General features: G+C 63.7%; 21 protein-coding genes and 2 pseudogenes. 16 read left to right on the top strand and 7 right to left on the bottom strand.

The window, feature by feature from the left end; all coding sequences use genetic code 11:
• Window positions 1-3: 3 nt before the first annotated feature.
• Window positions 4-615 carry a cytochrome-c oxidase, cbb3-type subunit II gene (ccoO, locus tag RTK35_RS19185; RefSeq protein ID WP_044400446.1) on the bottom strand — a complete coding sequence of 204 codons (612 nt, stop codon included), beginning with the start codon at window positions 613-615 and terminating at the stop codon, window positions 4-6.
• A gap of 11 nt (window positions 616-626) precedes the next feature.
• Entirely contained in the window at window positions 627-2051 is a 1425-nt protein-coding gene (gene ccoN / locus RTK35_RS19190; protein WP_044400448.1) for a cytochrome-c oxidase, cbb3-type subunit I, read from the bottom strand.
• 112 nt (window positions 2052-2163) lie between these two features.
• Between ccoN and RTK35_RS19195 the strand changes: the two genes are divergently transcribed.
• The gene (locus tag RTK35_RS19195) at window positions 2164-2781 is read left to right on the top strand and encodes an alpha/beta family hydrolase (RefSeq protein ID WP_316908728.1); all 618 of its coding nucleotides are present in this window, start codon (window positions 2164-2166) and stop codon (window positions 2779-2781) included.
• A 15-nt stretch (window positions 2782-2796) separates the two neighbouring features.
• Here the strand turns inward: RTK35_RS19195 and RTK35_RS19200 are convergent, their stop codons facing one another.
• A complete protein-coding gene (locus RTK35_RS19200) occupies window positions 2797-3267 on the bottom strand; it encodes an Lrp/AsnC family transcriptional regulator (protein WP_074967749.1) in 471 nt (156 codons plus the stop codon).
• A gap of 130 nt (window positions 3268-3397) precedes the next feature.
• Here RTK35_RS19200 and kynB point away from each other — a divergent pair, with 130 nt between their 5' ends.
• From kynB to RTK35_RS30630, 7 genes and pseudogenes are all read left to right on the top strand, one after another.
• Complete coding sequence (gene kynB, locus RTK35_RS19205; RefSeq protein ID WP_316908776.1) at window positions 3398-4039, top strand: arylformamidase; 642 nt, start codon at window positions 3398-3400, stop codon at window positions 4037-4039.
• Window positions 4040-4048: 9 nt separating this feature from the next.
• The gene (kynU, locus tag RTK35_RS19210) at window positions 4049-5299 is read left to right on the top strand and encodes a kynureninase (protein ID WP_316908729.1); all 1251 of its coding nucleotides are present in this window, start codon (window positions 4049-4051) and stop codon (window positions 5297-5299) included.
• Window positions 5300-5368: 69 nt separating this feature from the next.
• Entirely contained in the window at window positions 5369-6679 is a 1311-nt protein-coding gene (locus tag RTK35_RS19215; protein ID WP_410478690.1) for an OprD family porin, read from the top strand.
• Between the two features lie 32 nt (window positions 6680-6711).
• On the top strand, window positions 6712-8130 hold the full coding sequence (locus RTK35_RS19220) for an amino acid permease (RefSeq protein WP_222899746.1): 1419 nt from the start codon (window positions 6712-6714) through the stop codon (window positions 8128-8130).
• A gap of 223 nt (window positions 8131-8353) precedes the next feature.
• The gene (locus RTK35_RS19225) at window positions 8354-8797 is read left to right on the top strand and encodes a hypothetical protein (RefSeq protein WP_044400464.1); all 444 of its coding nucleotides are present in this window, start codon (window positions 8354-8356) and stop codon (window positions 8795-8797) included.
• Window positions 8798-9113: 316 nt separating this feature from the next.
• A pseudogene (locus RTK35_RS30625) lies at window positions 9114-9884 on the top strand (PAS domain-containing protein); the annotation flags it as partial.
• 126 nt (window positions 9885-10010) lie between these two features.
• Window positions 10011-10412, top strand: a complete 402-nt coding sequence (locus tag RTK35_RS30630) for a methyl-accepting chemotaxis protein (RefSeq protein WP_373870829.1) — start codon at window positions 10011-10013, stop codon at window positions 10410-10412.
• Here RTK35_RS30630 and RTK35_RS19235 read toward each other — a convergent pair.
• A complete protein-coding gene (locus tag RTK35_RS19235) occupies window positions 10405-12306 on the bottom strand; it encodes a sigma-54-dependent Fis family transcriptional regulator (protein ID WP_316908731.1) in 1902 nt (633 codons plus the stop codon). The genes RTK35_RS30630 and RTK35_RS19235 overlap by 8 nt on opposite strands.
• 308 nt (window positions 12307-12614) lie before the next feature.
• Here RTK35_RS19235 and RTK35_RS19240 point away from each other — a divergent pair, with 308 nt between their 5' ends.
• The 7 genes and pseudogenes from RTK35_RS19240 to RTK35_RS19270 all read left to right on the top strand — a co-directional run.
• Entirely contained in the window at window positions 12615-13415 is an 801-nt protein-coding gene (locus tag RTK35_RS19240) for an SDR family NAD(P)-dependent oxidoreductase (RefSeq protein ID WP_316908732.1), read from the top strand.
• 8 nt (window positions 13416-13423) lie between these two features.
• Window positions 13424-14488, top strand: a complete 1065-nt coding sequence (locus RTK35_RS19245) for an ATP-NAD kinase family protein (protein WP_316908733.1) — start codon at window positions 13424-13426, stop codon at window positions 14486-14488.
• Window positions 14469-15443, top strand: a complete 975-nt coding sequence (locus RTK35_RS19250) for a thiamine pyrophosphate-dependent dehydrogenase E1 component subunit alpha (RefSeq protein WP_160480482.1) — start codon at window positions 14469-14471, stop codon at window positions 15441-15443. The genes RTK35_RS19245 and RTK35_RS19250 overlap by 20 nt, the downstream gene beginning before the upstream one ends.
• Before the next feature lie 43 nt (window positions 15444-15486).
• On the top strand, window positions 15487-16506 hold the full coding sequence (locus RTK35_RS19255; protein WP_044400480.1) for an alpha-ketoacid dehydrogenase subunit beta: 1020 nt from the start codon (window positions 15487-15489) through the stop codon (window positions 16504-16506).
• Window positions 16503-17615 (top strand): acetoin dehydrogenase dihydrolipoyllysine-residue acetyltransferase subunit, encoded by a 1113-nt coding sequence (locus tag RTK35_RS19260; RefSeq protein WP_316908734.1) that lies wholly within the window; start codon window positions 16503-16505, stop codon window positions 17613-17615. The genes RTK35_RS19255 and RTK35_RS19260 overlap by 4 nt, the downstream gene beginning before the upstream one ends.
• Window positions 17616-17678: 63 nt before the next feature.
• The gene (locus tag RTK35_RS19265) at window positions 17679-18743 is read left to right on the top strand and encodes a 2,3-butanediol dehydrogenase (RefSeq protein ID WP_285962585.1); all 1065 of its coding nucleotides are present in this window, start codon (window positions 17679-17681) and stop codon (window positions 18741-18743) included.
• A 143-nt stretch (window positions 18744-18886) separates the two neighbouring features.
• Window positions 18887-19436, top strand: a pseudogene (locus tag RTK35_RS19270) (helix-turn-helix domain-containing protein); the annotation flags it as partial.
• Window positions 19437-19492: 56 nt separating this feature from the next.
• Here the strand turns inward: RTK35_RS19270 and RTK35_RS19275 are convergent.
• Both RTK35_RS19275 and RTK35_RS19280 read right to left on the bottom strand, forming a co-directional pair.
• Window positions 19493-21586, bottom strand: a complete 2094-nt coding sequence (locus RTK35_RS19275; RefSeq protein WP_316908736.1) for a DEAD/DEAH box helicase — start codon at window positions 21584-21586, stop codon at window positions 19493-19495.
• A gap of 2 nt (window positions 21587-21588) precedes the next feature.
• Window positions 21589-22503 (bottom strand): DUF1837 domain-containing protein, encoded by a 915-nt coding sequence (locus tag RTK35_RS19280; RefSeq protein WP_316908737.1) that lies wholly within the window; start codon window positions 22501-22503, stop codon window positions 21589-21591.
• A 930-nt stretch (window positions 22504-23433) separates the two neighbouring features.
• Between RTK35_RS19280 and RTK35_RS19285 the strand changes: the two genes are divergently transcribed.
• Window positions 23434-23604, top strand: coding sequence for a hypothetical protein (locus tag RTK35_RS19285; RefSeq protein WP_316908738.1), 171 nt, complete (start codon window positions 23434-23436; stop codon window positions 23602-23604).
• An 81-nt stretch (window positions 23605-23685) separates the two neighbouring features.
• Here RTK35_RS19285 and RTK35_RS19290 read toward each other — a convergent pair whose 3' ends face one another.
• Entirely contained in the window at window positions 23686-24183 is a 498-nt protein-coding gene (locus RTK35_RS19290; protein WP_069560270.1) for a Bro-N domain-containing protein, read from the bottom strand.
• Between the last annotated feature and the right edge of the window lie 162 nt (window positions 24184-24345).

The following is a 24345-nucleotide window of genomic DNA, read 5'->3' on the forward strand; positions in this document are numbered from 1 at the left end:
GCCTTACCTCTTGTTCTTCAGGCTGGTGCCGAGCACCTGCAGGTAGGCCACCAGGGCGTCCATCTCGGTCTTGCCCTTCACGGCATCGGAGGCACCGGCGATGTCTTCTGCGGTGTAGGGAACGCCCAGCGTGCGCATGGCCGAGAGCTTGGCGGCGGTGTCCTTGCCGTCCAGGGTGTGCTCGACCAGCCAGGGGTAGGCGGGCATCTTCGACTCGGGCACCACGTTGCGCGGGTTGTACAGGTGCGCACGGTGCCAGTCGTCGGAGTAGCGGCCGCCTACGCGGGCCAGGTCCGGGCCGGTCCGCTTGGAGCCCCACAGGAAGGGGTGGTCCCACACGCTTTCACCGGCAACGGAGTAGTGGCCGTAGCGCTCGGTCTCGGCGCGGAAGGGACGGACCATCTGCGAGTGGCAGCCGACGCAGCCTTCGCGGATGTAGATGTCGCGGCCTTCCAGCTGCAGGGCGGTGTAGGGCTTCATGCCTTCGACCGGGGTGTTGGTCACGTCCTGGAAGAACAGCGGGACGATCTGAACCAGGCCGCCGATGCTGACGGCCAGGATCATGAACAACGCCATCAGGCCGACGTTCTTCTCGATGACTTCATGCTTTTTCATCTATCGGCTCCTCAGGCGATCTGGGCGATGGCGTCGTACTCGGCCGGCTTGGCGGCCTTGACGGTGCGGTAGGTGTTGTAGGCCATCAGCAGCATGCCGGAGAGGAAGATCGCGCCGCCGATCATGCGCACCACGAAGCCGGGGTGGCTGGCTTCCAGCGCTTCGACGAAGGAGTAGGTGAGGGTGCCGTCTTCGTTGACTGCACGCCACATCAGGCCCTGGGCGATGCCGTTGACCCACATCGAGGCGATGTAGAGCACGGTGCCGATGGTGGCCAGCCAGAAGTGTGCGTTGATCAGGCCGACGCTGTGCATCTGCTCGCGACCGAACACCTTCGGGATCAGGTGGTACAGGGAGCCGATGGACACCATGGCAACCCAGCCGAGGGCGCCGGCGTGTACGTGGCCGATGGTCCAGTCGGTGTAGTGGGAGAGGGCGTTGACGGTCTTGATGGCCATCATCGGGCCTTCGAAGGTGGACATGCCGTAGAAGGCCAGGGAGACCACCAGGAAGCGCAGGATCGGATCGTCGCGCAGCTTATGCCAGGCGCCCGACAGGGTCATCATGCCGTTGATCATGCCGCCCCAGCTCGGAGCCAGCAGGATCAGGGACATCACCATGCCCAGGGACTGCGCCCAGTCCGGCAGCGCGGTGTAGTGCAGGTGGTGCGGACCGGCCCAGATGTAGACGGCGATCAGCGCCCAGAAGTGCACGATGGACAGGCGATAGGAATAGACCGGACGGCCCGCCTGCTTCGGCACGAAGTAGTACATCATCCCCAGGAAGCCGGCGGTCAGGAAGAAGCCCACCGCGTTGTGGCCGTACCACCACTGGATCATGGCGTCGGTCGCACCGGCGTACAGCGAGTAGGACTTGGTCAGGGTGACCGGGATTTCCAGGTTGTTGACGATGTGCAGAATGGCCACGGTCAGGATGAACCCGCCGAAGAACCAGTTGCCCACGTAGATGTGCTTGGTGCGGCGCTTCATCACGGTGCCGAAGAACACCATGGCGTAGGCCACCCAGACAACGGTGATGAGCAGGTCGATCGGCCATTCCAGCTCGGCGTATTCCTTCGAGCTGGTCCAGCCCATCGGCAGGCTGATCGCGGCGAGCACGATCACCAGTTGCCAACCCCAGAAGGTGAAGGCCGCGAGGCCATCGGACACCAGGCGGGTCTGGCAGGTACGCTGGACGGCGTAGTAAGAGGTCGCGAACAGCGCGCAGCCACCGAAGGCGAAGATCACCGCGTTGGTGTGCAGCGGGCGCAAGCGGCCAAAACTGGTCCAGGGAAGGTTGAAATTGAGCTCCGGCCAGGCCAGCTGAGCGGCAATGAGAACGCCGAGCCCCATCCCGACGATTCCCCAGACCACCGTCATGATGGCGAACTGGCGGACCACCTTGTAGTTGTAGGCGGTACTGACTTCTGTGTTCATGTGCTTGGGCTTCCGTACACGGTTTTTTAGGAATTGCCGCGAAAGCATGGTTAAACACCCGTTTTGCCCCATTGATCTGGATCAACAGCCAACAGCTAGCGGAGAAGTCCGAATGTTCGTGTGGGAGAGGCCGTCAGGCCGGACTGATAGCACCCTGATACTGGCCCACGGCGCAGGCGCGCCGATGGACAGTCCGTTCATGGATGAAATGGCGCGGAGGCTTGCACAGAGCGGCATTGCGACCGTGCGCTTCGAGTTTCCCTACATGGCTGCGAGGCGCGAAGGCGGGCGTCGCCGTCCCCCTAATCCGCAGGCCGTATTGCTTGATTGCTGGCGGGATGTGCATGCCCAGGTGCGACAGCAGGTCACGGGGCAATTGGCCATCGGTGGCAAGTCCATGGGCGGGAGGATGGCCAGTCTGCTGGCTGATGAGCTGAAGGCCGACGCCCTGGTCTGCCTCGGTTATCCCTTCTACGCCGCCGGCAAACCCGAGAAGCCCCGGGTGGCGCACCTGGCGGATCTGCGCACTCGCACCCTCATCGTCCAGGGCGAGCGGGATGCCCTCGGCGACCGCGAAACCGTCGCCGGCTACTGCCTCTCCGACGCCATCCAGCTGCACTGGCTGGAAGCCGCGGACCATGACCTGAAGCCCCTCAAGGCGTCCGGCCACACCCATGCCGAGCACCTCCAGACTGCCGCCGAGCAGATCGCCCGCTTCCTCAAAGGGTGAGCGGAGGAGGGCGGGTCAGCGGCGCAGCAGGTCCAATGCGCCACCGCCTTCCTTCACCGTCTGCAGGATGATTTCCGAACGGATGTCGGTCACCCCGTGGGCCCGGTTCAGGCGCGTGACGATGAAGTCGGAGAACTGCTTCAGGTTGCGCGCCTGCACCCGCAGCACGTAGTTGCTCGCCCCGGTCACGATGTAGGCGCTGACCACCTCCGGCCAGCCCTGCAGCTGCTCCACGAAGCGCTCGTGCCAGTCCGCCTCGTCCTGGCGCATGGACACATGCACCAGCGCCTCCAGCTCCACCCCCAGGCGCTCCGCGTCCAGCACCGGTCGATACCCCCGCACGATGCCGCTGTCCTCCAGGTTGCGCAGGCGCCGCAGGCAGGCCGACGGTGACAGCGAGACCCGTTCCGCCAGCTCCTGGTTGCTGATCCGGCCGTCGTGCTGCAGGCAATGGAGGATGCGGATATCGGTGCTGTCCAGGGTCATGAGAATAAAATTTCAGGAAAATTGAGATTTATAGAATTTACTGCGACTGGATGACGCAAGCGTCGCAAAGATAGCACGATAATTCGAAGGCCTTTGCAGCATGATTTTTTCGCCCAACGAGGAGAAGACCATGCGCAATGAGCCGTTGCTGTGGGACATCAGCCCACCCCTGAACAGCCAGACCCCCACCTGGCCTGGCGACACCCCCTTCCAGCAGCACGCCACCTGGCAGATCGACGCGCACTGCCCGGTCAACGTCGGGCGCATCACCCTCTCGCCCCACACCGGCGCCCACGCCGACGCCCCGCTGCACTACGACCCGGCCGGTGCCGCCATCGGCGCCGTCTCGCTCGTGCCCTACCTCGGCCCCTGCCGCGTGATCCATTGCCTGGAGGCCGATGGCCTCGTCGAGCCCCATCACCTGCAGCCTCACCTCGCCGGCGTCCCGCCCCGGGTGCTGATCCGCACCTGCCAGGCCGCCCCGCAGGACCGCTGGCCCGACACCTTCACCGCCATCGCCGCCGACGCCATCGCGCTGCTCGCCGCCCATGGCGTCTGCCTGGTGGGGACCGACACCCCGTCCCTCGACCCCCAGCACAGCAAGACCCTCGACGCCCACCACGCCGTTGCCGCCCACGGCATGGCGATCCTCGAAGGCCTGGTGCTCGACGAGGTGCCCCAGGGCGATTACGAACTCATCGCCCTGCCGCTCAAGTTCACCCAACTCGATGCCAGCCCGGTCCGTGCCGTGCTGCGTCGCCTGTCGACCTAGGAGCCGACCATGACAACAAGACAAGCCTGCCTCGACCTCGACGCCCGCGATGCCCTCGCGCCCCTGCGCGACGCCTTCGCCCTGCCCGAAGGGGTCATCTACCTCGACGGCAACTCCCTCGGCGCGCGCCCCAAGGCCGCCCTCGAACGGGCCCGGCAAGTGGTAGAGGACGAATGGGGCACTGGCCTGATCGGCAGCTGGAACGAAGCCGGCTGGCGTGGCCTGCCCGAGCGCCTGGGCAACCAGCTCGCCGGCCTCATCGGCGCCGGCCAGGACGAAGTGGTGATCACCGACACCACCTCCATCAACCTCTTCAAGGTGCTGGTCGCCGCCCTGCGCGTGCAGGCCCAGCGCGACCCCGCTCGCAAGGTCATCGTCACCGAGAGCAGCAACTTCCCCACCGACATCTACATGGTCGAAGGCCTCGCCGAACTGCTCCAGCAGGGCTACAGCCTGCGCCTGGTGGACACCCCCGAGGAGCTGCCCGCCGCCATCGGCAGCGACACCGCCGTCGCCCTCATCACCCAGGTCAACTACAAGACCGGCTACCTGCACGACATGCAGGCCCTCACCGCCCTGGCCCACGAATGCGGCGCGCTGACCATCTGGGACCTCTGCCACTCCGCCGGCGCCGTGCCCATCGACCTCACCGCCGCCAAGGCCGACTACGCCATCGGCTGCACCTACAAGTACCTCAACGGCGGCCCCGGCTCCCCGGCCTTCGTCTGGGTCGCCCCCGCCCTGCGCGAGCTGGTCTGGCAACCGCTGTCCGGCTGGTGGGGCCACGCCCGCCAGTTCGGCATGGAGCCCGCCTACGAGCCGGCACCCGGCATCGGCCGCTACCTCTGCGGCACCCAGCCGATCACCTCCCTGGCCATGATCGAGTGCGGTCTCGAGGTCTACGCCCGCACCAGCATGGAGGCCCTGCGGGAGAAGTCCCTGGCCCTCACCGACCTGTTCATCGAGCGCGTCCAGGCCCGCTGCGGCCAGCACCCGCTCACCCTGGTCACCCCCCTGGAGCACGCCCGCCGTGGTAGCCACGTCAGCTACGAGCACCCCGAGGGCTACGCCATCATCCAGGCGCTGATCGACCGGGGCGTGGTCGGCGACTACCGCGAGCCGCGCATCATGCGCTTCGGCTTCACCCCCCTCTACACCCGCTTTGTCGACGTCTGGGACGCCGCCGAAACCCTCGGCGAGATCCTCGACAGCGAGGCCTGGCGCCAGGAGCGCTTCATGGCCCGCAAGCAGGTGACCTGACCCCAAGCACCCGGCGCCCACCCGGGCGCCTCCACCTCTCACCCATAACCACAACAAGAGGTCGATGAGATGAACTCCCCGCGATTGGCCCGCGCCGCCTTGCTCCTGAGCGGCATCGCCGCCACCCCGCTGATGGCCGCCGACAGCCCCGAAGGCTTCCTCGAAGGCAGCCGTCTGCAGCTCAACCAGCGCAACTTCTACTTCCACCGCAACCTGCTCAACAACCCGGGCGGGCAGAACTACCGCGAGGAGTGGGCCCACGGCTTCACCCTCGACTACCAGTCCGGCTACACCCAGGGCACCGTCGGCTTCGGCCTGGACGCCTACGCCAACCTCGGCCTCAAGCTCGACAGCAACCGCGCCCGGACCGGCACCGACCTGCTGCCGATCGACTCCCGGGGCCGCCCCGAAGACAGCCAGGCCGAAATCGGCGGCGCCCTCAAGCTGCGCGTCTCCCGCACCGAGCTGAAGTACGGCAGCCAGGCCCCCATGAACCCCGTGTTCGGAACCGGCAACGCGCGGCTGTTCGCCCCCATGCCCATCGGCTTCTCCCTCGGCAGCCGCGAGGTGGAGAACCTCCTGCTGGAGGCCGGGCATTTCACCGCCGGTAACGACGGCAACTCCACCAACCGCGACGGCGCCCTCAAGGCCCTGTTCGCCCAGGTGGAAACCCGCCGTGCCGACTACCTCGGCGGCCAGTGGACCCCCAGCGACGCGACCCACCTGTCCGCCTACGCCTCGCGCTATGAGGACATCTGGCGCCAGTACTACCTCGGCGCCGGCCAGCGCCTCGACCTTGCCGACCAGCAGACCCTGACGCTCGACGCCAGCTTCTACCGCACCCTCGATCAGGGCCGCAGCCTGGCCGGCCGCATCGACACCACCGCCTGGTCCGCCTCCGCCCGCTACCGCTTCGGCGCCCACGCCCTGACCCTGGCGCACCAGCGGGTGAACGGCGACCAGCCCTTCGACTACCTCGGCTTCGACCGCCAGCCCGGCACCTCCATCTACCTCGCCAACTCCGTGCAGGTCCTCGACTTCAACGCCCCCAACGAGCGCTCCTGGCAAGTGCGCTACGACCTCGACTTCGCCCCCTTCGGCGTGCCCGGGCTCAGCTTCATGAGCCGCTACATCCGGGGCGACCACATCGACGACAGCCACCGCAGCAGCCCCAGCGCCTACCAGCGCTACGGCGAGGCCGGCAAGCGCTGGGAGCGGGACATCGAACTCGGCTACGTCGTCCAGGGCGGCAGCGCCAAGGACCTCTCCATCCGCCTGCGCCAGGCCAGCATCCGCTCCACCGCCCAGGTCGGCCGGGCCGACACCGCCGACAACAACGAACTGCGGGTGATCATCGACTACCCGCTGCAACTGCTCTGACGCCCCGCATAACGACAACACCGAGGCACACGATGAACGACAAGACAGGATTCGCCGCCATCACCGCGCGCGAGCAGGGGCTCAAGCGCCAGCTCACCTCCGGCCAGATGGCCATGATCGCCATTGGCGGTGCCATCGGCACCGGCCTGTTCATGGGCAGCAGCTTCGCCATCGGCTTCGCCGGCCCCGGCGTGCTGGTCAGCTACGCCATCGGCGCCCTGATCGCCCTGCTGCTCATGGGCTGCCTGGCCGAAATGACCGTCGCCCACCCCACCTCCGGCTCCTTTGGCGCCTACGCCGAGTTCTACATCAGCCCCCTGGCCGGCTTCCTGGTGCGCTACGCCTACTGGGCCGCCATCGTCCTGGCGGTCGGCACCGAAGTGACCGCCATCGCCGTGTACATGAAGTACTGGTTCCCCGCCGTTGCCGGCTGGGTCTGGATTCTTTTGTTCTCCGCCGCCCTGGTTGTCACCAACGCCATCAGCGTCAAGGCGTTCGGCCACTTCGAATACGGCTTCTCGGCGATCAAGATCGGCGCCATCGTCGCCTTCATCCTGCTCGGTGCCTGGCTGGTGTTCGGCGGTGGCGACCCCGCCTACGGCTTCCACCACTACGTCGCCCACGGCGGTTTCATGCCCCACGGCGTCTCTGGCGTGTGGATCGCCGTGATCATCTCCATCTTCAGCTACCTCAGCATCGAGATGATCGCCGTCGCCGCTGGCGAAGCCGAGCAGCCGGAGGTGGCCGTCAAGCGCGCCTTCCGCGTCACCATGGCGCGCCTGCTGGTGTTCTACATCCTCACCCTCGCGCTGATCCTCGCCCTGGTGCCGTGGAACCAGTCGGGGCAGGGCGCCCAGAGCCCCTTCGTGATGGTGATGGAGCAGGTGGGCATTCCCGGTGCCACCGGGCTGATCAACTTCGTCATCCTCGTCGCCGCCCTGTCGGCCATGAACAGCCAGCTCTACACCACCACCCGGATGATGTTCAGCCTCGCCCGTGCCGGCCACGCCCCGCGCCTGATGGGGCGCCTCGGCAGCAACGGCGTCCCGCTCAACGCCCTGGCCCTGTCCTGCACCGGCATCGCCCTGGCCACCCTGGTCAACCTGGTGTTCCCCGAGGAGTCCTTCATGCTGATGATGGCCATCTCCATCTTCGGTGCGCTGTTCGCCTGGATGATGATCTTCCTCACCCACTACCGCTTCCGCCGCTACCACGCGCGCAACGGCGGCCTGCAGCTGTCCTTCCGCATGTGGGGCTTCCCCTGGGCGACCCTGCTGGGCTTCGGGCTGATGGTGGCCATCCTCATCACCACCGCCTTCGTCCCGGCCTTCCACATGACCCTGGTGTTCGGCATCCCCTTCCTGCTCGTGCTCTGGGGCGCCTTCCGCCTGCTCACGCGGCGTGCCAGCCTGCTGGTGGAGGCCGACCAGGCGCCGGTGGGGGAGCGCTGACGCCGCCGCAATCCACCTGGAAAAAGACACGCTTCGGCGTGTCTTTTTCGTTGCGGTGTCGAAGCACACGCGCCTCCATCTGCGAACCCATCGACAGGAACTCATCCCGGGGATTGACCTGGCCCGCGCCCCGTCGATGATGGCGCCCTGGGCACGCCCATCCGCAGGCAGGGAAGCCGCCTCGCCGGGCGTCGAGGATGACCCATACAAGGAGGTCGGCAACATGCAGGGCATGGCATTGATCGGGATGCTGCTGGTGGGCACGCTGCCCGCGCTGCTCCCCGGGCGGCGAGCGTTTCTGGTGGCCCTGGCCGGGGTGGCCGTGCTCTACGGGGCGCAAGTTGCCTGGTTCTTCTGGGCCGTGGAGCGGGATGCGACCGAGGGGCCCGCCTTCATGGCAGGCATCGCCATCCTGGGCGTCGAGCAGGTGCTCGTCGTTTCCTCGATCATCGGGCGGCTCATCGCCCACTTCCTGGCCCGCCGACTGGGCCGGTACGCGCGGGCCGGCCTGATCTGCGGGCTTGCCCTGCTGGCGGCCAGCCTCTGTGCCTTCTCGCTGAGCGGTTACGCCGCGCCCATGCTCATGGGCGCTGCAGCGCCGTTCGTCTGGTTCTGCCTGGCCTTGCTGCTGGCGCCTCGCCCAGATCGGGGCCTGTCATTCGCCTGACCCGAACGTGCGGGAGGCTTCAGGTGGGGGCTTTGCGGCCTTCGACCCTCTGCCTTGTGCATTTATCTGGCGTAGTGGCATTTTGGTCGCTAAGGATTTCCCTACAGAAAATCGGGAAGTGCCGATAACCATTGAGTCCGGATCACAGGAAGATGAAGCGGAACTGAAGGCAACCCCAAGCCGATGGGCTCGTTGTTGCATCAGCCTCTCATTCCGTTTGGCTTGGCTACTCTGAGGAAGGCCGCTCCGGCTACCGGACGACCACTGCGGGCAGTAAGGGCAAAACGTTTCGATCCCATACCGCGAGGAGCTCATCATGCTGTTCAGAAAGAGCCGAGTCAGCCCTGACATCAAGACCCCCCAGGACGAAGAAAACCTCCAGCGGCTGCGCGCCATCGAGGACAACGTCGCGTCCATCTCCTTCACCCCCCGGGGCGACATCATCACCGCCAACCCCCTGTTCCTCCAGGTGGTCGGCTACACCGAGCAGGAGATCGTCGGCAAGCACCACCGCCTCTTCTGCGAGGACAGCTTCCGCAACTCCAGCGCCTACGAACGTTTCTGGACCTCTCTCGCCAACGGCATCTCCCAGCGCGGCGTGTTCAAGCGCATCGCCAAGAACGGTGCGGTGATCTGGCTGGAGGCGACCTACTTCCCGGTCAAGGACGCCTCCGGTCGCGTGGCGGAGGTGCTGAAGATCGCCAGTGACGTCACCCAGAAACACGCTGACCTGCTGGTACTGACCGCCCTGAGCGATGCGCTGCGCCGCTCCATGGCCATGATCGAGTTCACCCCCGATGGCGAGATCATCGACGCCAACGACAACTTCCTGCGCCTGATGGGCTACAGCCTCGGCAGCCTCAAGGGGCGCCACCACCGCATGCTCTGCCTCGACGCGTTCTACAAGGAGAACCCTGATTTCTGGGCCAGCCTCAAGGCCGGCAACTTCTACCGTGGGCACTTCGAGCGCAAGACCGCCTCCGGCAACATCGTGCACATCGAGGCCAGCTACAACCCGGTGAAGGACGAATCCGGCACCGTGTTCAAGGTGGTCAAGTTCGCCATCGACGTGACCGAACAGGTGCACCGCAACGAAGAGGTCCGGCGGGCTGCCGAGCTGTCCTTCGCCACCGCCGAGGAGACCGCGCAGATCTCCAACCGGGGGATGGATTCGCTCAACCAGTCGGTGGCGATCTCCGCCACCACCTTGACCATGGTGAACACCGCCGTGGACCTCATCTCCAAGCTGAGCCTGCAGGCCAAGGACATCGAGAACATCGTCACCACCATCCAGGGCGTCGCCGAGCAGACCAACCTGCTGGCCCTCAATGCCGCCATCGAAGCGGCGCGTGCAGGGGACATGGGGCGCGGCTTCGCCGTGGTGGCCGATGAAGTGCGGCAATTGGCTGGGCGCACCAGCGGCGCCACCATCGAGATCAAGAGCGTGGTCACCGAGAACGTGAAGATGACCCAGCAGATCGACGACTACATGAAGAAGATCGAAGCCAGCGCCAAGGACAACAACGCGCAGATCTCCACCGTCGCCTCCATCATGGGCGAGATCAGCCGGGGCGCCGAACACGTCGCCAAAGTGGTCTCGGCGCTCTTCAAGTAACCCTGTCGGAGACGCCCTCCAGCGGGCTCGCCGGCTCGCTCTTCATGCGCGGCATCTCGATGCCGTGCTGCTTCACCCGCCGGTACAGGGTCGCCCGCGAGATGCCCAGGGCCCGGGCGGCGGGCAGCGGTTGCCAGCGGTGGCGCACCAGGGCGTCCAGCAGGGCCTGGCGTTCCGGGCTGGCGGGCGTCTCGTCCCGGAGTTCCGGCGCTGCGCCGCGCAGCTCTTCCGGCAGGTCCTGCAGGCGCAGGGTGTCGCCGGGGCAGATGGCGCAGGCATAGCGCAGCACATGGCGCAGCTGGCGCACATTGCCCGGCCAGCGATAGCCCAGCAGGCACTCCAGCGCCGCCTCGCACAGCCCCAGACGCAGCCCGCAGCGGGCCGCTTCCTCGTCCAGCAGGCGGTTGATCAGTGCCAGCTTGTCCGTGCGTTCGCGCAGGGGCGGCAGCTCGAAGCGTGCCCCGTTGAGGCGGAAGAACAGGTCCTCGCGGAACTCGCCCGCCGCCACCAGCGCCGCCAGGTCCCGATGGCTGGCGCAGATCACCTGGATGTCCACCGCCTGCCGGCGTGCCGCGCCCAGCGGCGCCACCTCGCCCTCGGCCAGCACCCGCAGCAGGCGGGTCTGCAGGGCCAGGGGCATGTCTCCGATCTCGTCGAGGAACAGCGTGCCGCCATCGGCCTGCTGCAACAGCCCGCGCATACCCTTGCGCTCCGCCCCGGTGAAGGCGCCGGCCACGTAGCCGAACAGTTCGCTCTCGATCAGGTTCTCCGGGATGGCCGCGCAGTTCAGCGCCACGAAGGGCTTGCCCCGGCGTGCGCTGGCGTCGTGCAGCTGGCGGGCGAACACCTCCTTGCCGGCGCCGGTCTCGCCGTGGATCAGCACCGGCAGGTGGCGGTCCTTCACCCGCACCGCCAGGCGCAGGCTCTCCGCGATGCGTGGGTCCAGCTGCGTGGCATCGCGGCTCGGCAGCGCCACGCTCACCGCCCGGCGCGGCACGCTGAGGCGGATGTGCAGGCCCTGCTCGGGCACATGGCGCGGGTGCTCGTCGGCGGCGGCCCGCAGCAGGTCCAGGTCGAACACCTCGCCGATGTGCTGCGGCAGGCGCCCGTGGCGTTCCAGCAGGTAGTGCCGCGCCGCCGGGTTCAGCGCCTGCAGGCGGCCGTCGGCGTCCCAGGCGAACAGGTAGTCCGGCTGGCTGTCCACGTAGCCGGGGGCTGAATGGGCGCGCAGCACCCAGTGGCCACGGGTGCTGTGCATGAAGAAGGCGTTCTCGATATCGCGGGCGCTCTGCACCGCCATCTGGCGGATCAGGTGCTGGCTGCGGCGGTCGTCCGGCGATTCCACGGCGGACACGTCCAGCACCCCCAGCAACTGGCCCTGAGGGTCGAACACCGGCGCCGCCGAACAGGTCAGGCCGATGAAGGCGGCGCGGAAGTGGTCGCGCTTGTGCACCGTCACCGGCACTTGGTTGGTCAGCACCGCCGCCACCCCGCAGGTGCCTTCCTCGCCCTCCGACCAGCAGGTGCCCAGGTACAGCCCCGCCCGGCGGCACTCGCCTCGGATGCTGGCTTCCACGCGGTAGTCGATGGTGCGGCCCTGGGCATCGGTGAGCAGCACGCAGTAGTCGGCATCGCGCACCCGCCCGTGCAGGCGCGAGACCTCCTCGCCGGCGATGCGCAGGAAGCTCTCCGCGCGTTCGCGGCATTCCTTCAGCAGCGTCTCGCTGAGGATGCGAGGGCCCTGCAGCGAGCCCGGGTCCAGGCGGTGCTGGTCCATGGAGCGGCGCCAGGAGTCCAGGATCAGGTCCGGCACCGGCGGTTCGGGCAGGCGTTCGGCGTGGCGCAGCACACGGCTGACGCAGTCCACGTGGGCTTTCGAGTTGGCAGGCAGCATGGGGCCTCCACGGCTCGTGTCGTTGTTCTTGTGCCGGTCATTTAAGCGCCGGCCCGGAGGGCGGACAAGCACGGCGGCGCGCCGCCCGGTGGATGAGACGCCGCGTCTCAGCGTCTCGCCCGCACCCCGTGCAGGCTGACATGGCGCGTCTCAGATCGCGCTTCCCACGGCGCGTCGACAACCCCCTCGCGGCCGCTCTGGCCCGTACCTTTGCGCCCCGCCTGCGCCGTCCTGGCACCGCCCTTGCTCCTGTCCTGGCGACACCGGGACGCCGTCCCGCACCCACAACAACAATTCAGAGGTGCGTCATGACCCTTGTTGCCCCTGCGCCATTTTCCCTTTCCGGCCGGATCGCCCTGGTCACCGGCGGCGGCCGTGGCATCGGCCTCGGCATCGCCTGCAGCCTGGCCCAGGCCGGTGCCGAACTGGTGATCGCCGACCTCGACCCCGCCCTGGCCGAGGAGGGCGCCGCCCAGGTCCGCGCCCTCGGCGCCCGCGCCACGGCCCACGCGGTGGACGTCGCCGAGCCGCAGAGCGTCCAGGCCCTGGTGGACGCCATCGCCCGCCAGCACGGCCGGCTCGACGTGGCGGTGAACAACGCCGGCGTCATCAGCATCCACAAGGTCCGTGAACTCAGCGTCGAGGACTGGGACCGGGTCATGACCATCAACGCCCGCGGCGTGTTCCTCTGCTGCCAGGCCGAACTGGCCCTCATGCAGGCCCAGCGCTGGGGGCGGATCATCAACGTCGCCTCCATCGCCGGGCGGGTCGGCTTCCCGGACCTGGCCCACTACAGCGCCTCCAAGTTCGCCGTCATCGGCTTCAGCAACGCCCTGGCCAAGGAGGTCGCCCGTGAGGGCATCACCGTCAACGCCCTGTGCCCCGGCATCGTCGGCACCGGCATGTGGCGTGGCGAGGCCGGGGTCTCCGGGCGCTGGGCGCAGCCGGGGGAGAGCGAGGCGCAATCCTGGGAGCGCCACCAGGCCAGCCTGCTGCCCCAGGGCGAAGCACAGACCGTGGAGGACATGGGCCAGCTCGCCGTCTACCTCGCCTGCGCGCCCCACGTCACCGGCCAGGCGATCGCCGTCGACGGCGGCTTCTCCCTGTGAGTGCCGCCATGCCCCTGCGCGTCGGCATCATCGCCAACCCCGCCTCCGGCCGTGACGTGCGCCGCCTCACCGCCAACGCCGGGCTGTACTCCAGCACCGACAAGGCCGCCGTGGTGCAGCGCCTGCTCGGTGCGTTTGGCGCCACCGGCGTGGACGAGGTGCTGATGCCGCCGGACATGACCGGCATCGCCGCCGCCGTGCTCAAGGCCAGCGCCAGCCGCCATGCCCACGACAGCCGCTGGCCGCGCCTGGAGTTCCTCGACCTGCCGCTGCGCCAGAGCGTGGAAGACACCCGCCACGCCGCGCGCCTGATGGTCCAGCGCGGCGTCGCCCTGGTGGCGGTGCTCGGCGGCGACGGCACCCACAAGGCCGTGGCGGGGGAGGTGGGCGACATCCCCCTGTTGTGCCTCTCCACCGGCACCAACAACGCCTTCCCCGAGCTGCGCGAAGCCACCGGCGCGGGCCTGGCCGGCGGACTCTACGCCAGCGGCCGCATCCCGGCGGAGGTGGCGCTGCGCCGCAACAAGCGCCTGCGGGTGCGCATCGCCGTGCGTGGCATCGACGAAACCGCCCTGGTGGAAGTGGCCGTCTCGCCGCTCACCTTCACCGGTGCCCGCGCCATCAGCCGCGCGGAGGACTTGGCCGAGGTCTATGCCGCCTTCGCCGAGCCCCACGCCATCGGCCTCTCGTCCCTCTGCGGGCTGTGGAACCCGGTGTCGCGGCGCTACCCCCGTGGCAGCTGGGTGCGCCTCGCCCCCGGCGCCGAACAGGCCCTGCTGGCGCCGCTCGCGCCCGGCCTGCTGCAGGCCTGCGGCATCGTCGCCAGCGGCAGCCTGGAACCCGGCATCCCCCGGCTGCCGCACCTGGCCGCCGGCACCCTGGCCCTGGACGGCGAACGCGAGATCGAGTTCGCCGCCGCCGACCGCCCCAGCATCACCCTCGAACTCGACGGCCCGCTGAGCATTGACGTCGAGGCCGCCCTGGCCTTCGCCGCCTGCCATCGCCTGCTGGCCGTCCCTGGCAAGCCCGTGAACCACCCTGGAGAACAAGAAGATGTCCACGCTTTCGACTGAGCAATTGCTCCATGCCTACCGCGTGATGCGCACCATCCGCGCCTTCGAGGAACGCCTGCACGTGGAGTTCGCCACCGGCGAGATCCCCGGCTTCGTCCACCTGTACGCCGGCGAGGAAGCCTCCGCCGCCGGGGTGATGGCGCACCTCGACGACGAGGACTGCATCGCCTCCACCCACCGTGGTCACGGCCACTGCATCGCCAAGGGCGTGGACGTGTACGGGATGATGGCCGAGATCTACGGCAAGAAGACCGGCGTCTGCCACGGCAAGGGCGGCTCCATGCACATCGCCGACCTGTCCAAGGGCATGCTCGGCGCCAACGGCATCGTCGGTGCCGGTGCGCCGCTGGCTGCCGGCGCCGCCCTGGCCGCCAAGCTCAAGGGCAACCGCGCGGTGGCCGTGGCCTTCTTCGGCGACGGGGGCTCCAACGAGGGCGCCGTGTTCGAGGCCATGAACCTCGCCTCGGTGTGGAACCTGCCGTGCATCTTCGTCGCCGAGAACAACGGCTACGCCGAAGCCACCGCCTCCAACTGGTCCGTCGCCTGCGACCACATCGCCGACCGCGCCGCCGGCTTCGGCATGCCCGGCGTCACCGTCGACGGCTTCGATTTCTTCGCCGTGCACGAAGCCGCCGGTGCCGCCATCGAGCGGGCCCGGGCCGGGGAGGGGCCCTCGCTGATCGAAGTGAAGCTGACCCGCTACTACGGCCACTTCGAAGGCGACGCCCAGACCTACCGCGCCCCCGACGAGGTCAAGCACTACCGCGAAACCCGCGACTGCCTCATGCAGTTCCGCGAGCGCACCACCCGTGCCGGTCTGCTCCAGGCCAGCGCGCTGGACGCCATCGACGCCGAGGTCGAGGCCTGCATCGAAGAGGCTGTGGTGCGCGCCAAGGCCGACCCCAAGCCATCCCCCGCCGACCTGCTCAGCGACGTCTACGTCGCCTACCCGTAACCGGCCGGCGAGCCGCCAGAAGAACAATCAAAGGAGAGCCATCATGGCCAGAAAGATCAGTTACCAGCAGGCCATCAACGAGGCGCTGGCCCAGGAAATGCGCCGCGACCCCAGCGTCTTCATCATGGGCGAGGACAATGCCGGCGGCGCCGGCGCACCCGGCGAGGATGACGCCTGGGGCGGCGTGCTCGGGGTCACCAAGGGCCTCTACCACCAGTTCCCCGGCCGCGTGCTGGACACCCCGCTGTCGGAGATCGGCTACGTCGGCGCCGCCGTGGGCGCCGCCACCCGTGGCCTGCGCCCGGTGTGCGAACTGATGTTCGTCGACTTCGCCGGCTGCTGCCTGGACCAGATCCTCAACCAGGCCGCCAAGTTCCGCTACATGTTCGGCGGCAAGGCCGTCACCCCGCTGGTGATCCGCACCATGGTCGGCGCCGGCCTGCGCGCCGCCGCCCAGCACTCGCAGATGCTCACCGCGCTGTGGACCCACATCCCCGGGCTCAAGGTGGTCTGCCCCTCGTCCCCGTACGACGCCAAGGGCCTGCTGATCCAGGCCATCCGCGACAACGACCCGGTGATCTTCTGCGAGCACAAGCTGCTCTACTCCATGCAGGGCGAGGTGCCGGAAGAGCTCTACACCGTGCCCTTCGGCGAGGCCAACTTCCTCCGCGACGGCGACGACGTCACCCTGGTGACCTACGGCCGCATGGTCCACCTGGCAATGGACGCCGCCGCCAGCCTCGCCCGCCAGGGCATCTCCTGCGAGGTGCTGGACCTGCGCACCACCAGCCCGATGGACGCCGACAGCATCCTCGAAAGCGTGGAGAAGACCGGCCACCTGGTGGTCATCGACGAAGCCAACCCGCGCTGCTCCCTGGCCACCGACATCGCCGCGCTGGTGGCCGAGCAGGCCTTCCACGCCCTCAAGGGGCCGATCCGCCAGGTCACCGCCCCGCACACCCCGGTGCCGTTCTCCGACGCCCTGGAAGACCTCTACATCCCCAGCGCCGCGAAAATCGAAGCCGCCGTGCTGGCGCTGCTGCAAGGGAGAAACGCCGCATGAGCCGCATCCATACCCTGACCATGCCCAAGTGGGGCCTCTCCATGACCGAAGGCCGGGTGGCCGACTGGCTCAAGCAGGACGGCGACACCATCGAGAAGGGCGACGAAGTGCTCGACGTGGAGACCGACAAGATCAGCAGCAGCGTCGAGGCGCCGTTCTCCGGCGTGCTGCGGCGCCAGGTGGCACGCCCCGAGGAGGTGCTGCCGGTGGGCGCGCTGCTCGGCATCGTGGTGGAGGGGGAGGCCAGCGAGGCGGAGATCGACGCCGTGGTCGAGCGCTTCCTCGCCGAGTTCGTGCCCGGTGGCGAAGGCGAGGACGACAGCGGCCCCAGCCCGCAGAAGGTCGAGCTGGACGGCCGCACCCTGCGCTACTTCGAGCGCGGCGAAGGCGGCGTGCCGCTGGTGCTGATCCACGGCTTCGGCGGCGACCTCAACAACTGGCTGTTCAACCACGAGGCCCTGGCCGCCGAGCGCCGCGTCATCGCCCTCGACCTGCCCGGCCACGGCGAATCCGCCAAGCAACTGGCCCGGGGCGACCTGGACGAGTTGAGCTGCGCCGTACTCGCGCTGCTCGACCACCTCGACATCGAGCACGCCCACCTGGCCGGCCACTCCATGGGCGGCGCCGTCGCCCTCAACACCGCGCAGCTGGCCCCGCAGCGGGTGCGCAGCCTCAGCCTGCTGGCCAGCGCCGGGCTCGGCGCCGAGATCAACGGCGCCTACCTGCAGGGCTTCGTCGAGGCCGGCAACCGCAACGCCCTCAAGCCGCAGCTGGTGCAGCTGTTCTCCGACCCCGCGCTGGTCACCCGGCAGATGCTCGAAGACATGCTCCGCTTCAAGCGCCTGGAAGGGGTGGACGCCGCCCTGCGCCAGCTCGCCGACACCCTCAACGAGGCGGGCCGCCAGCGGCTCGACCTGCGCAGCGTGGTGGAGAGCGGCCAGCACCCGGTACTGGTGGTCTGGGGCGAGGCCGACGCCATCATCCCCGCCCACCACGCCGAGGGCCTGCCGGCCGAGGTGCACATCCTCCCCGGGCAGGCCCACATGCTGCAGATGGAGGCCGCCGATGCGGTCAACGCGCTGCTGCAGGCCTTCCTCCAACGCCACTGACGATCACCGGGCCCGGCCGCCGCCGGGCCCCAGGAGAACCCCATGAGCATCCTCCCCAACAGCATGCGTGCCGCGGTGTGGCACGGCCGCAACGACATCCGCGTGGAAGACGTGCCCCTGCCCGGCGACCCGGCCCCCGGCTGGGTGCAGATCCGCGTGCACTGGTGCGGCATCTGCGGCTCCGACCTGCACGAGTACGTCGCCGGACCCGTGTTCATCCCCGTGGAAGCACCACACCCGCTCACCGGCATCAAGGGCCAGTGCATCCTCGGCCACGAGTTCTGCGGCGAGATCGTCAAGCTCGGCGACGGCGTGCAGGGCTTTGCCCCGGGCGAAGTGGTCGCCGCCGACGCCTGCCAGCACTGCGGCACCTGCTACTACTGCCGCCACGGCCTCTACAACATCTGCGAGAGCCTCGCCTTCACCGGGCTGATGAACAACGGCGCCTTCGCCGAGTGGGTCAACGTCCCCGCCAACCTGCTGTACAAGCTCCCGGCCGGTTTCCCCGCCGAGGCCGGCGCCCTCATCGAACCGCTGGCCGTGGGCATGCACGCGGTGAAGAAGGCCGGCAGCCTGCTCGGGCGCAACGTGGTGGTCGTGGGGGCGGGCACCATCGGTCTGTGCACCATCATGTGCGCCAAGGCCGCCGGCGCCGCCCAGGTCATCGCCCTGGAGATGTCCAGCGCGCGCAAGGCCAAGGCCCGCGAAGTGGGCGCCAGCCACGTGCTGGACCCGAACGAATGCGACGTGCTCGCCGAGATCCGCGCGCTCACCCAGGGCCTGGGCGCCGACGTCAGCTTCGAATGCATCGGCAACAAGCACACCGCCAAGCTCGCCATCGACGCCATCCGCAAGGCCGGCACCTGCGTGCTGGTGGGCATCTTCGAAGAGCCCAGCTCGTTCAACTTCTTCGAACTGGTGGCCACCGAGAAACAGGTCCTCGGCGCCCTGGCCTACAACGGCGAATTCGCCGACGTCATCGCCTTCATCGCCGACGGCCGCCTCGATATCACGCCCCTGGTCACCGGCCGCATCGAGCTGGAGCAGATCGTCGAAAAGGGCTTCGAAGAGCTGGTGCACAACAAGGAACACAACGTGAAGATCATCGTCTCCCCGCGTGCGGCATAAGCCCCGACTGTGGCCGCGAACTGCGGCCTGACCCCGGCGCCAGGCCGGGGTTTTTTTGTGGGGGGAGGGGGAGTAAGTGGGCTTTTGATGGGTAGGTATCGGGCAGAGGTTGTGACATTGAACTTCACCGATAAAGCCTCGTCGACAAGCCGTACCTCTTCGGCTTTTCCGGCGCCATGCGTCAGTTCATTTTCAAGATCCCCCCAGGCGCTGTTCGGCAAACGCTGCCTGGGCCGCCTCGACGGCACGTTCAAGGTCGGCGCGGAAACTCGCCTGCAACGCCTGCTCACCCGCACCCTCTGCGAACGCCCCCAGGACTTCTTCGACCGCCTCGCCAACCGCGAGGCCGAGCACTTCGAAGGCGACGTGCTGGAACTGCTCTCCAGCATCATCGCCGGGCAGAGGGGCGAGCACCGCGTCAGCGCCCTCAGCGCCTCCTACCTGCTCACCGCCAAGCGCCTCATTGCCGAATGCCGCCTGCTTAGTAACCCGCAGGCCAGCGGGTTGGATATCAGTGAGGTGGCCTACCGGCACGGCTATTCCAGCCAGGCGCATTTTGCGCGGAGCTCCAAGGCGAGGTATGGGCGGACGCTGAGTGAGGTTAGAGGGGAGGGATGTAATCCCGGCAGTGGTTTGCCGGGATGTAACCCGAGTCTGTGGCCATCGGCTCGCTCATTGCTCGTATGGGAATAATACTTGTCGTTCTGTTTTGGTAAGAAGCGAATGGTTATTTAGTGAGTAATTTTATCTTAGAGTTGCTGTGGCTTTCGAATTCCTTCAAAGAAGTAATTGATTATGTATTTCTCAAACTCAGTGAGGGGTATCGATTTATAAATGTGGTCGGCAGAATAACGATTAAGAAGGTTTATGGTGTCATGTATGGTCAGATCTTCGTTTCGAAAATTTATGATTTTATATTTGTGGAGTTTCTTTGAGATCATTCTGGGTAGGCCGTATTCTTCCAAGTCATAAACTACAGAAGGAAGGAAGGCATGAGATAGTTTTGTGGAAAATGAAGAGATTTCTACGTTTGAGTTTTTGAATATTGATTTCTGTAAGGTGTTTATGTCATTTAGTAATGAGGATAGCTTGAATGATACATTTCTCTCTAGCGTGAAAAAAGATGAAATATCGATTCGGTGTTGTGCTAGTTCGTCTAGTAGTTGTGGTATTGAGTGTGTCCAGTTTTTGGAAAGAATTTTAACAAATGCGACAAATTTACTGTACTCGATATCCCATTTTCCTGGCAGTAGATTAATTGCTTTGTACAGTGGCCTCTCCCAATGATATGGGTTTTCAGAGTTTAGGAATGCAAGGCCATTCCACTCTGATGGGTTATCCTTCATATCTCTTGCGATGTGTCTGATTAGATTTGCGTCTCCTTGTAGGGTGCCGGATTTTTGAAGGCTCTCATAGTCAAATCCAAGAAGCTCTTGCATCTCATCTTGATAGGATATTATTTTTGCTATTTGTTCATTTGTTAGATCTTGTTTGTACTTGCTGGAGGAAATGTCAGGAAGAATCTCGTCTGGCAGGGTTAGGTTGAGCAGTGTAGCCTCTTCTTCAGGGGGGGCATCCAATATGAATATCTTCCCTATGAAGTGTTTAAACATCCTTCCGCCGCGGCCAATTATGTTCTTGTAAGTGAAGTCGTTGAGTTTCGACTTGCCATTTTTATTTCTCCATATGATCACGTTTTCGGCTGATGTATTAACTCCCTCGATTATTGATGAGGTTGATACAATTTTGTTAAGTCCATGTGGTTCTTCAAATAATTTAACTTGGATTTGGCCTAGTGATCTATGAATTTGTCCATTGTGTATTCCTGTGGATTTTTTTACCAAAGAAATCAAATCCCATTGCGCTGAGTAGTTTCTCTCCAGCCAGTTTGCAAAGCTTGCGAGTAGAGGTGTTTCTGAGTTTTTGATATTTTTCTTTATTATCTCGGAAACTCTGTCTATGTCTGCATAGGTGCCAGCATATATTAAAGTTTTTCCATGATTCTTGGATAATATGTTGACTAGGGCTTGGGATTTTTTATTTTCGTTTCCGCCAATCTCGCTGGAATAGTCCTTTTTATCTAGGTATACAGTGTTAAAGTCGAGAGAAATGAATTTCATGTCTCTTGTGAATGGATTTTCATTTATACGGGATATGTTTGGGGCTAGGAAATATCGCTGCTTTGCTATGGAGCCAAGCTTTAAAATGGCGCGTAAAAGTGAAGAGGAGCGTTCTTTGTCGAATAATTTGCTCGCCTTATAGAATTCATCGATGACGAGAATGTCAATTGTTTTGATCTTGTTTATATATGAAAGAGCTCTTTCTTGTGGGAATATGAATATATTTCGATCGGCTGGTTCGGACTCCGTTGTTGTGATGATTTTATGGGTGTCAGAAAATTTAGGGTAAAGCCTGCGGCGCGTTTCATCAGTTAGGGCAATTGTTGGCACTATTATTACAACGTTGTCTGGGTTTTTAATGGAGATAAAGGCGTCTATAACAAAGCTCTTTCCAAAGCTGGTTGGAGCGCTTACGGCTAAATTTATGCCATCTAAAAGTTGTTTTAGAAGAGATGACTGCTCTCTATGTAGGGTGATAGGGAACTCTAGTCCAGTATCTACCTTAAATGCTTCAAAGACGAAGCGGTCCTGCCAAGAAGCGGTATCTGGTTTGAGGTATGGGAAAAGGCCAGTCTCTCTTATTAGTGAGTTTATAAGTGGCGTGTAAGGGATTTTGTATTTCTCATGGTGATCAAGCAATTTGATTAGTTCGTTTCTAGCTGCCTGTTCATTGCTTTGGTTAAGAAGGGTGTTTATCTCCTGGCATCTCTCAAAAATCTCCATTTCTACTGATCCTTGTAGTGTTCAACATTGGCTAGGAATTTTTTTACAATTTCTTCTTTTGAAGGTACAGGAAATAGAATCAAGTGGAATTTTATTTCGCTGTATTTATGAATGCTCCCGATTTTTTTTGCTTGTTTAGAGAAGTATGCTGATGCTCTGCTCTGATGGTATGTGAGTATTTCTTTTTTATATTCTGTGGTCAGAGTTGTTTGATTTTTGGTTATTTGGCATTCGTGTAGAAGTAGTATTGGGATGTTGATTTTTGATTTTAACGGATCGATGGATTCTTGCGGGGATAATGCTGTTTGTATTTTCCTAAGTATGGATTCGTCTTGCACTACTGATTCTAAATCTTTGGTATTCAGTATTATGCTATTTTCTTTCTTTAGCTTGTCGGTGCTGAGGGAGTTTTCAACGGATTTTATTATCTCGGGGAGACGTGCGTCTTCAATGCTGTTGTAAAATTTTGCCTCTCCAAACCATAGAAAATAATCGCCATCTTTGATGGTTATGTGGACGCTGTCTGCGCCTTTGGCAGTGTCCTGTGAGTTCTGTTTGTGGAATATTTTAGGTACTACTGGCAGTGCCCCGTATTGGTGTTTCATGATTCCATATAGGACAATTTCTGCAAGTTCGCTTCCTTCGCTTATGTCTCCGTCTTTATCTGTGAGTCTTAAGTTTTTCGCTGCTTCGGTAAGAAGGGAGTGGTTTACTAGTGAAGCTCTTTCTTTAAATGATAGAGTTGTCTCGCCAATGTTGTCCCAAATGAAATTTTGGAATTTCTTGAACATCCATTTTCCGTCCTCGAAGTGATTGATCATGCAGAGGACGTTTTTGTTGTGTGCGGGCTGTATTTCGCTTCCTGGAGCGAAGTTTAGGAAGAGATCGTCAATCAATACTTCAAAACTAATGGGCATCTTGGTCTCTTTTAATATTTGGCTTTCGCTGATCTTCGATTTGCTGGCGCTGGTTTATGCTGTGTGGGGTTTGTCTTTTTATAGGGCTGCAGGTACGGGGTAGCGAAAGCTTAAAAAGCCTCTAATTCGAAAATATTGATGATCGAGTAATTGATTGCTAAGACGAGGTGCGTGGGGTTGCTGCCAAAAGCCCATGGTGATTTCCTTTTCGCGCCGAACCGAATCGGCTAATTGGCCCACTGAACCGACATCCTGTTAGGTGGTGCGACTTGGATGGCGCATCGCCAGTAGCGGTGTTTGAAATTAGCCAATAAGAAGCGCATTGCGCAAGTAATCCTTTCGTTCAGTACTGGATTCTCGTCGCTATGATCGGTGCAGTGGTTCAGTCAGAGAGCTCGCACTGTGGGGCTGGGGTGGATGGCACATAGGTAAATAAGACCGTGCCGAGTTCCGTTGAAGAATGGGTCTACTCAAGTAGGCTAACTGCTTGCCGCTTTTAGTCGCTCTCCCACTCATCCCTATCCTGCACCCGCCACGGTAAGCCCGTGGCCTGCTTTGACAGCCCGAAACAACATTGGCGCGAATGCGCCGCGAGGTGCATGCGAAAAACGGCGAATGTTTTTTCAGGCCCCAGCCCGCATGCAGTTTTCACAACTGCTCTGCTTTATGGCGGGTCGCGTGGGTAGACCCTCACGGTCTGCCGCCCTCTGAATGAAAGCGAATGGCGGTAGCTGATGGAGCTCAGCAAAGAGCTATTTGCCATGCACGACGTATTCACCCCTCTCGTTCTCTACCGCTCACCCTGCACCCCATCCTTCCCACCCAAGGGGAGGTGTTGGCATTAGCGATATCACTCACGAACAACGCCGCCTTCAGGAACTGGTCCAGCGCCTGGACGCATGTCTGCACAGCACGCTGGTGATCTCCGAGGTGATTCTGGAGAACGTGGCGATGCACGATTGCGTGCCGGGGCCGTTTCTCGATGGTTATCGGGAGGGTGCGTTGATGGATGCGGTGATCCACCTGTCGCGCAGCAACTACGAGGACCACCTGCGGCTGGTGGAGATGGTCAGGTTGTCGCTGGGGTGCTGGGTGCCCTGACAGTTTCGGGGGAAGGGTGGTGGCGATATCTTCGCAACTAAAAACGCCGCACTCCCATGCGGCGTTTCCATTTCCAGCTCCCTAGAAAAACCGCCTCCAACTCGGTCCATCCCCCAGCCGCGGATCATCGTGCGCGGCCATAAAGCGCGGCAGGTCCTGCCGGGCGATCCAGGTTTCGCTTTGCCAGTGCAGGGCGGCGATGCGCTGGTTGGCCCAGGTCATGAGGATGCGTCGCGGGCTGGCCTGCGGGTCGCGGTGGTAGTCGTGGAGGGTGGGGATCACCTCATCGCTGAGCCACTGGCTGAGGGCGCAGTGTTCGGGGTGGCCGAAGCGGTAGAGGGCGCGGTAGAGGCCGGCGTCGCTGACCAGTTCCACCTCTTCGCAGCGTCCTGTGCTGTAGCGCAGAAAGGCGAAGCGGAATTGGTGGGGGTAGAGGCGTTTGGTCAGGCGGTAGGGCCGGGTGGCGGCGATCATCAGGGCGAAGTCGAGGGCGACGAACCAGGGACGGTTGTCGATCATGACGGCGCGCAGTTGGTGGCAGTGGCGTTGGAAGGTGATGGGGGTGAATGCGTCATGCATGGTGTTGCTCCAATGTCGGTTAAGGAGCTGCCACCTACGTCGCTAAACGAAAGGGTGGCAGACCGCGCAGGGTTAGCGAACCGGAGACATTGGAATCCGGCAGACCCGAGGGTCTCCCCACGCGATCTGCCATAGAGCGGTGCAGTAAAAACTGCATGCGTG

The sequence above is a fragment of the Pseudomonas sp. zfem003 genome, from assembly GCF_032621675.1.
Taxonomy (GTDB): domain Bacteria; phylum Pseudomonadota; class Gammaproteobacteria; order Pseudomonadales; family Pseudomonadaceae; genus Metapseudomonas; species Metapseudomonas otitidis.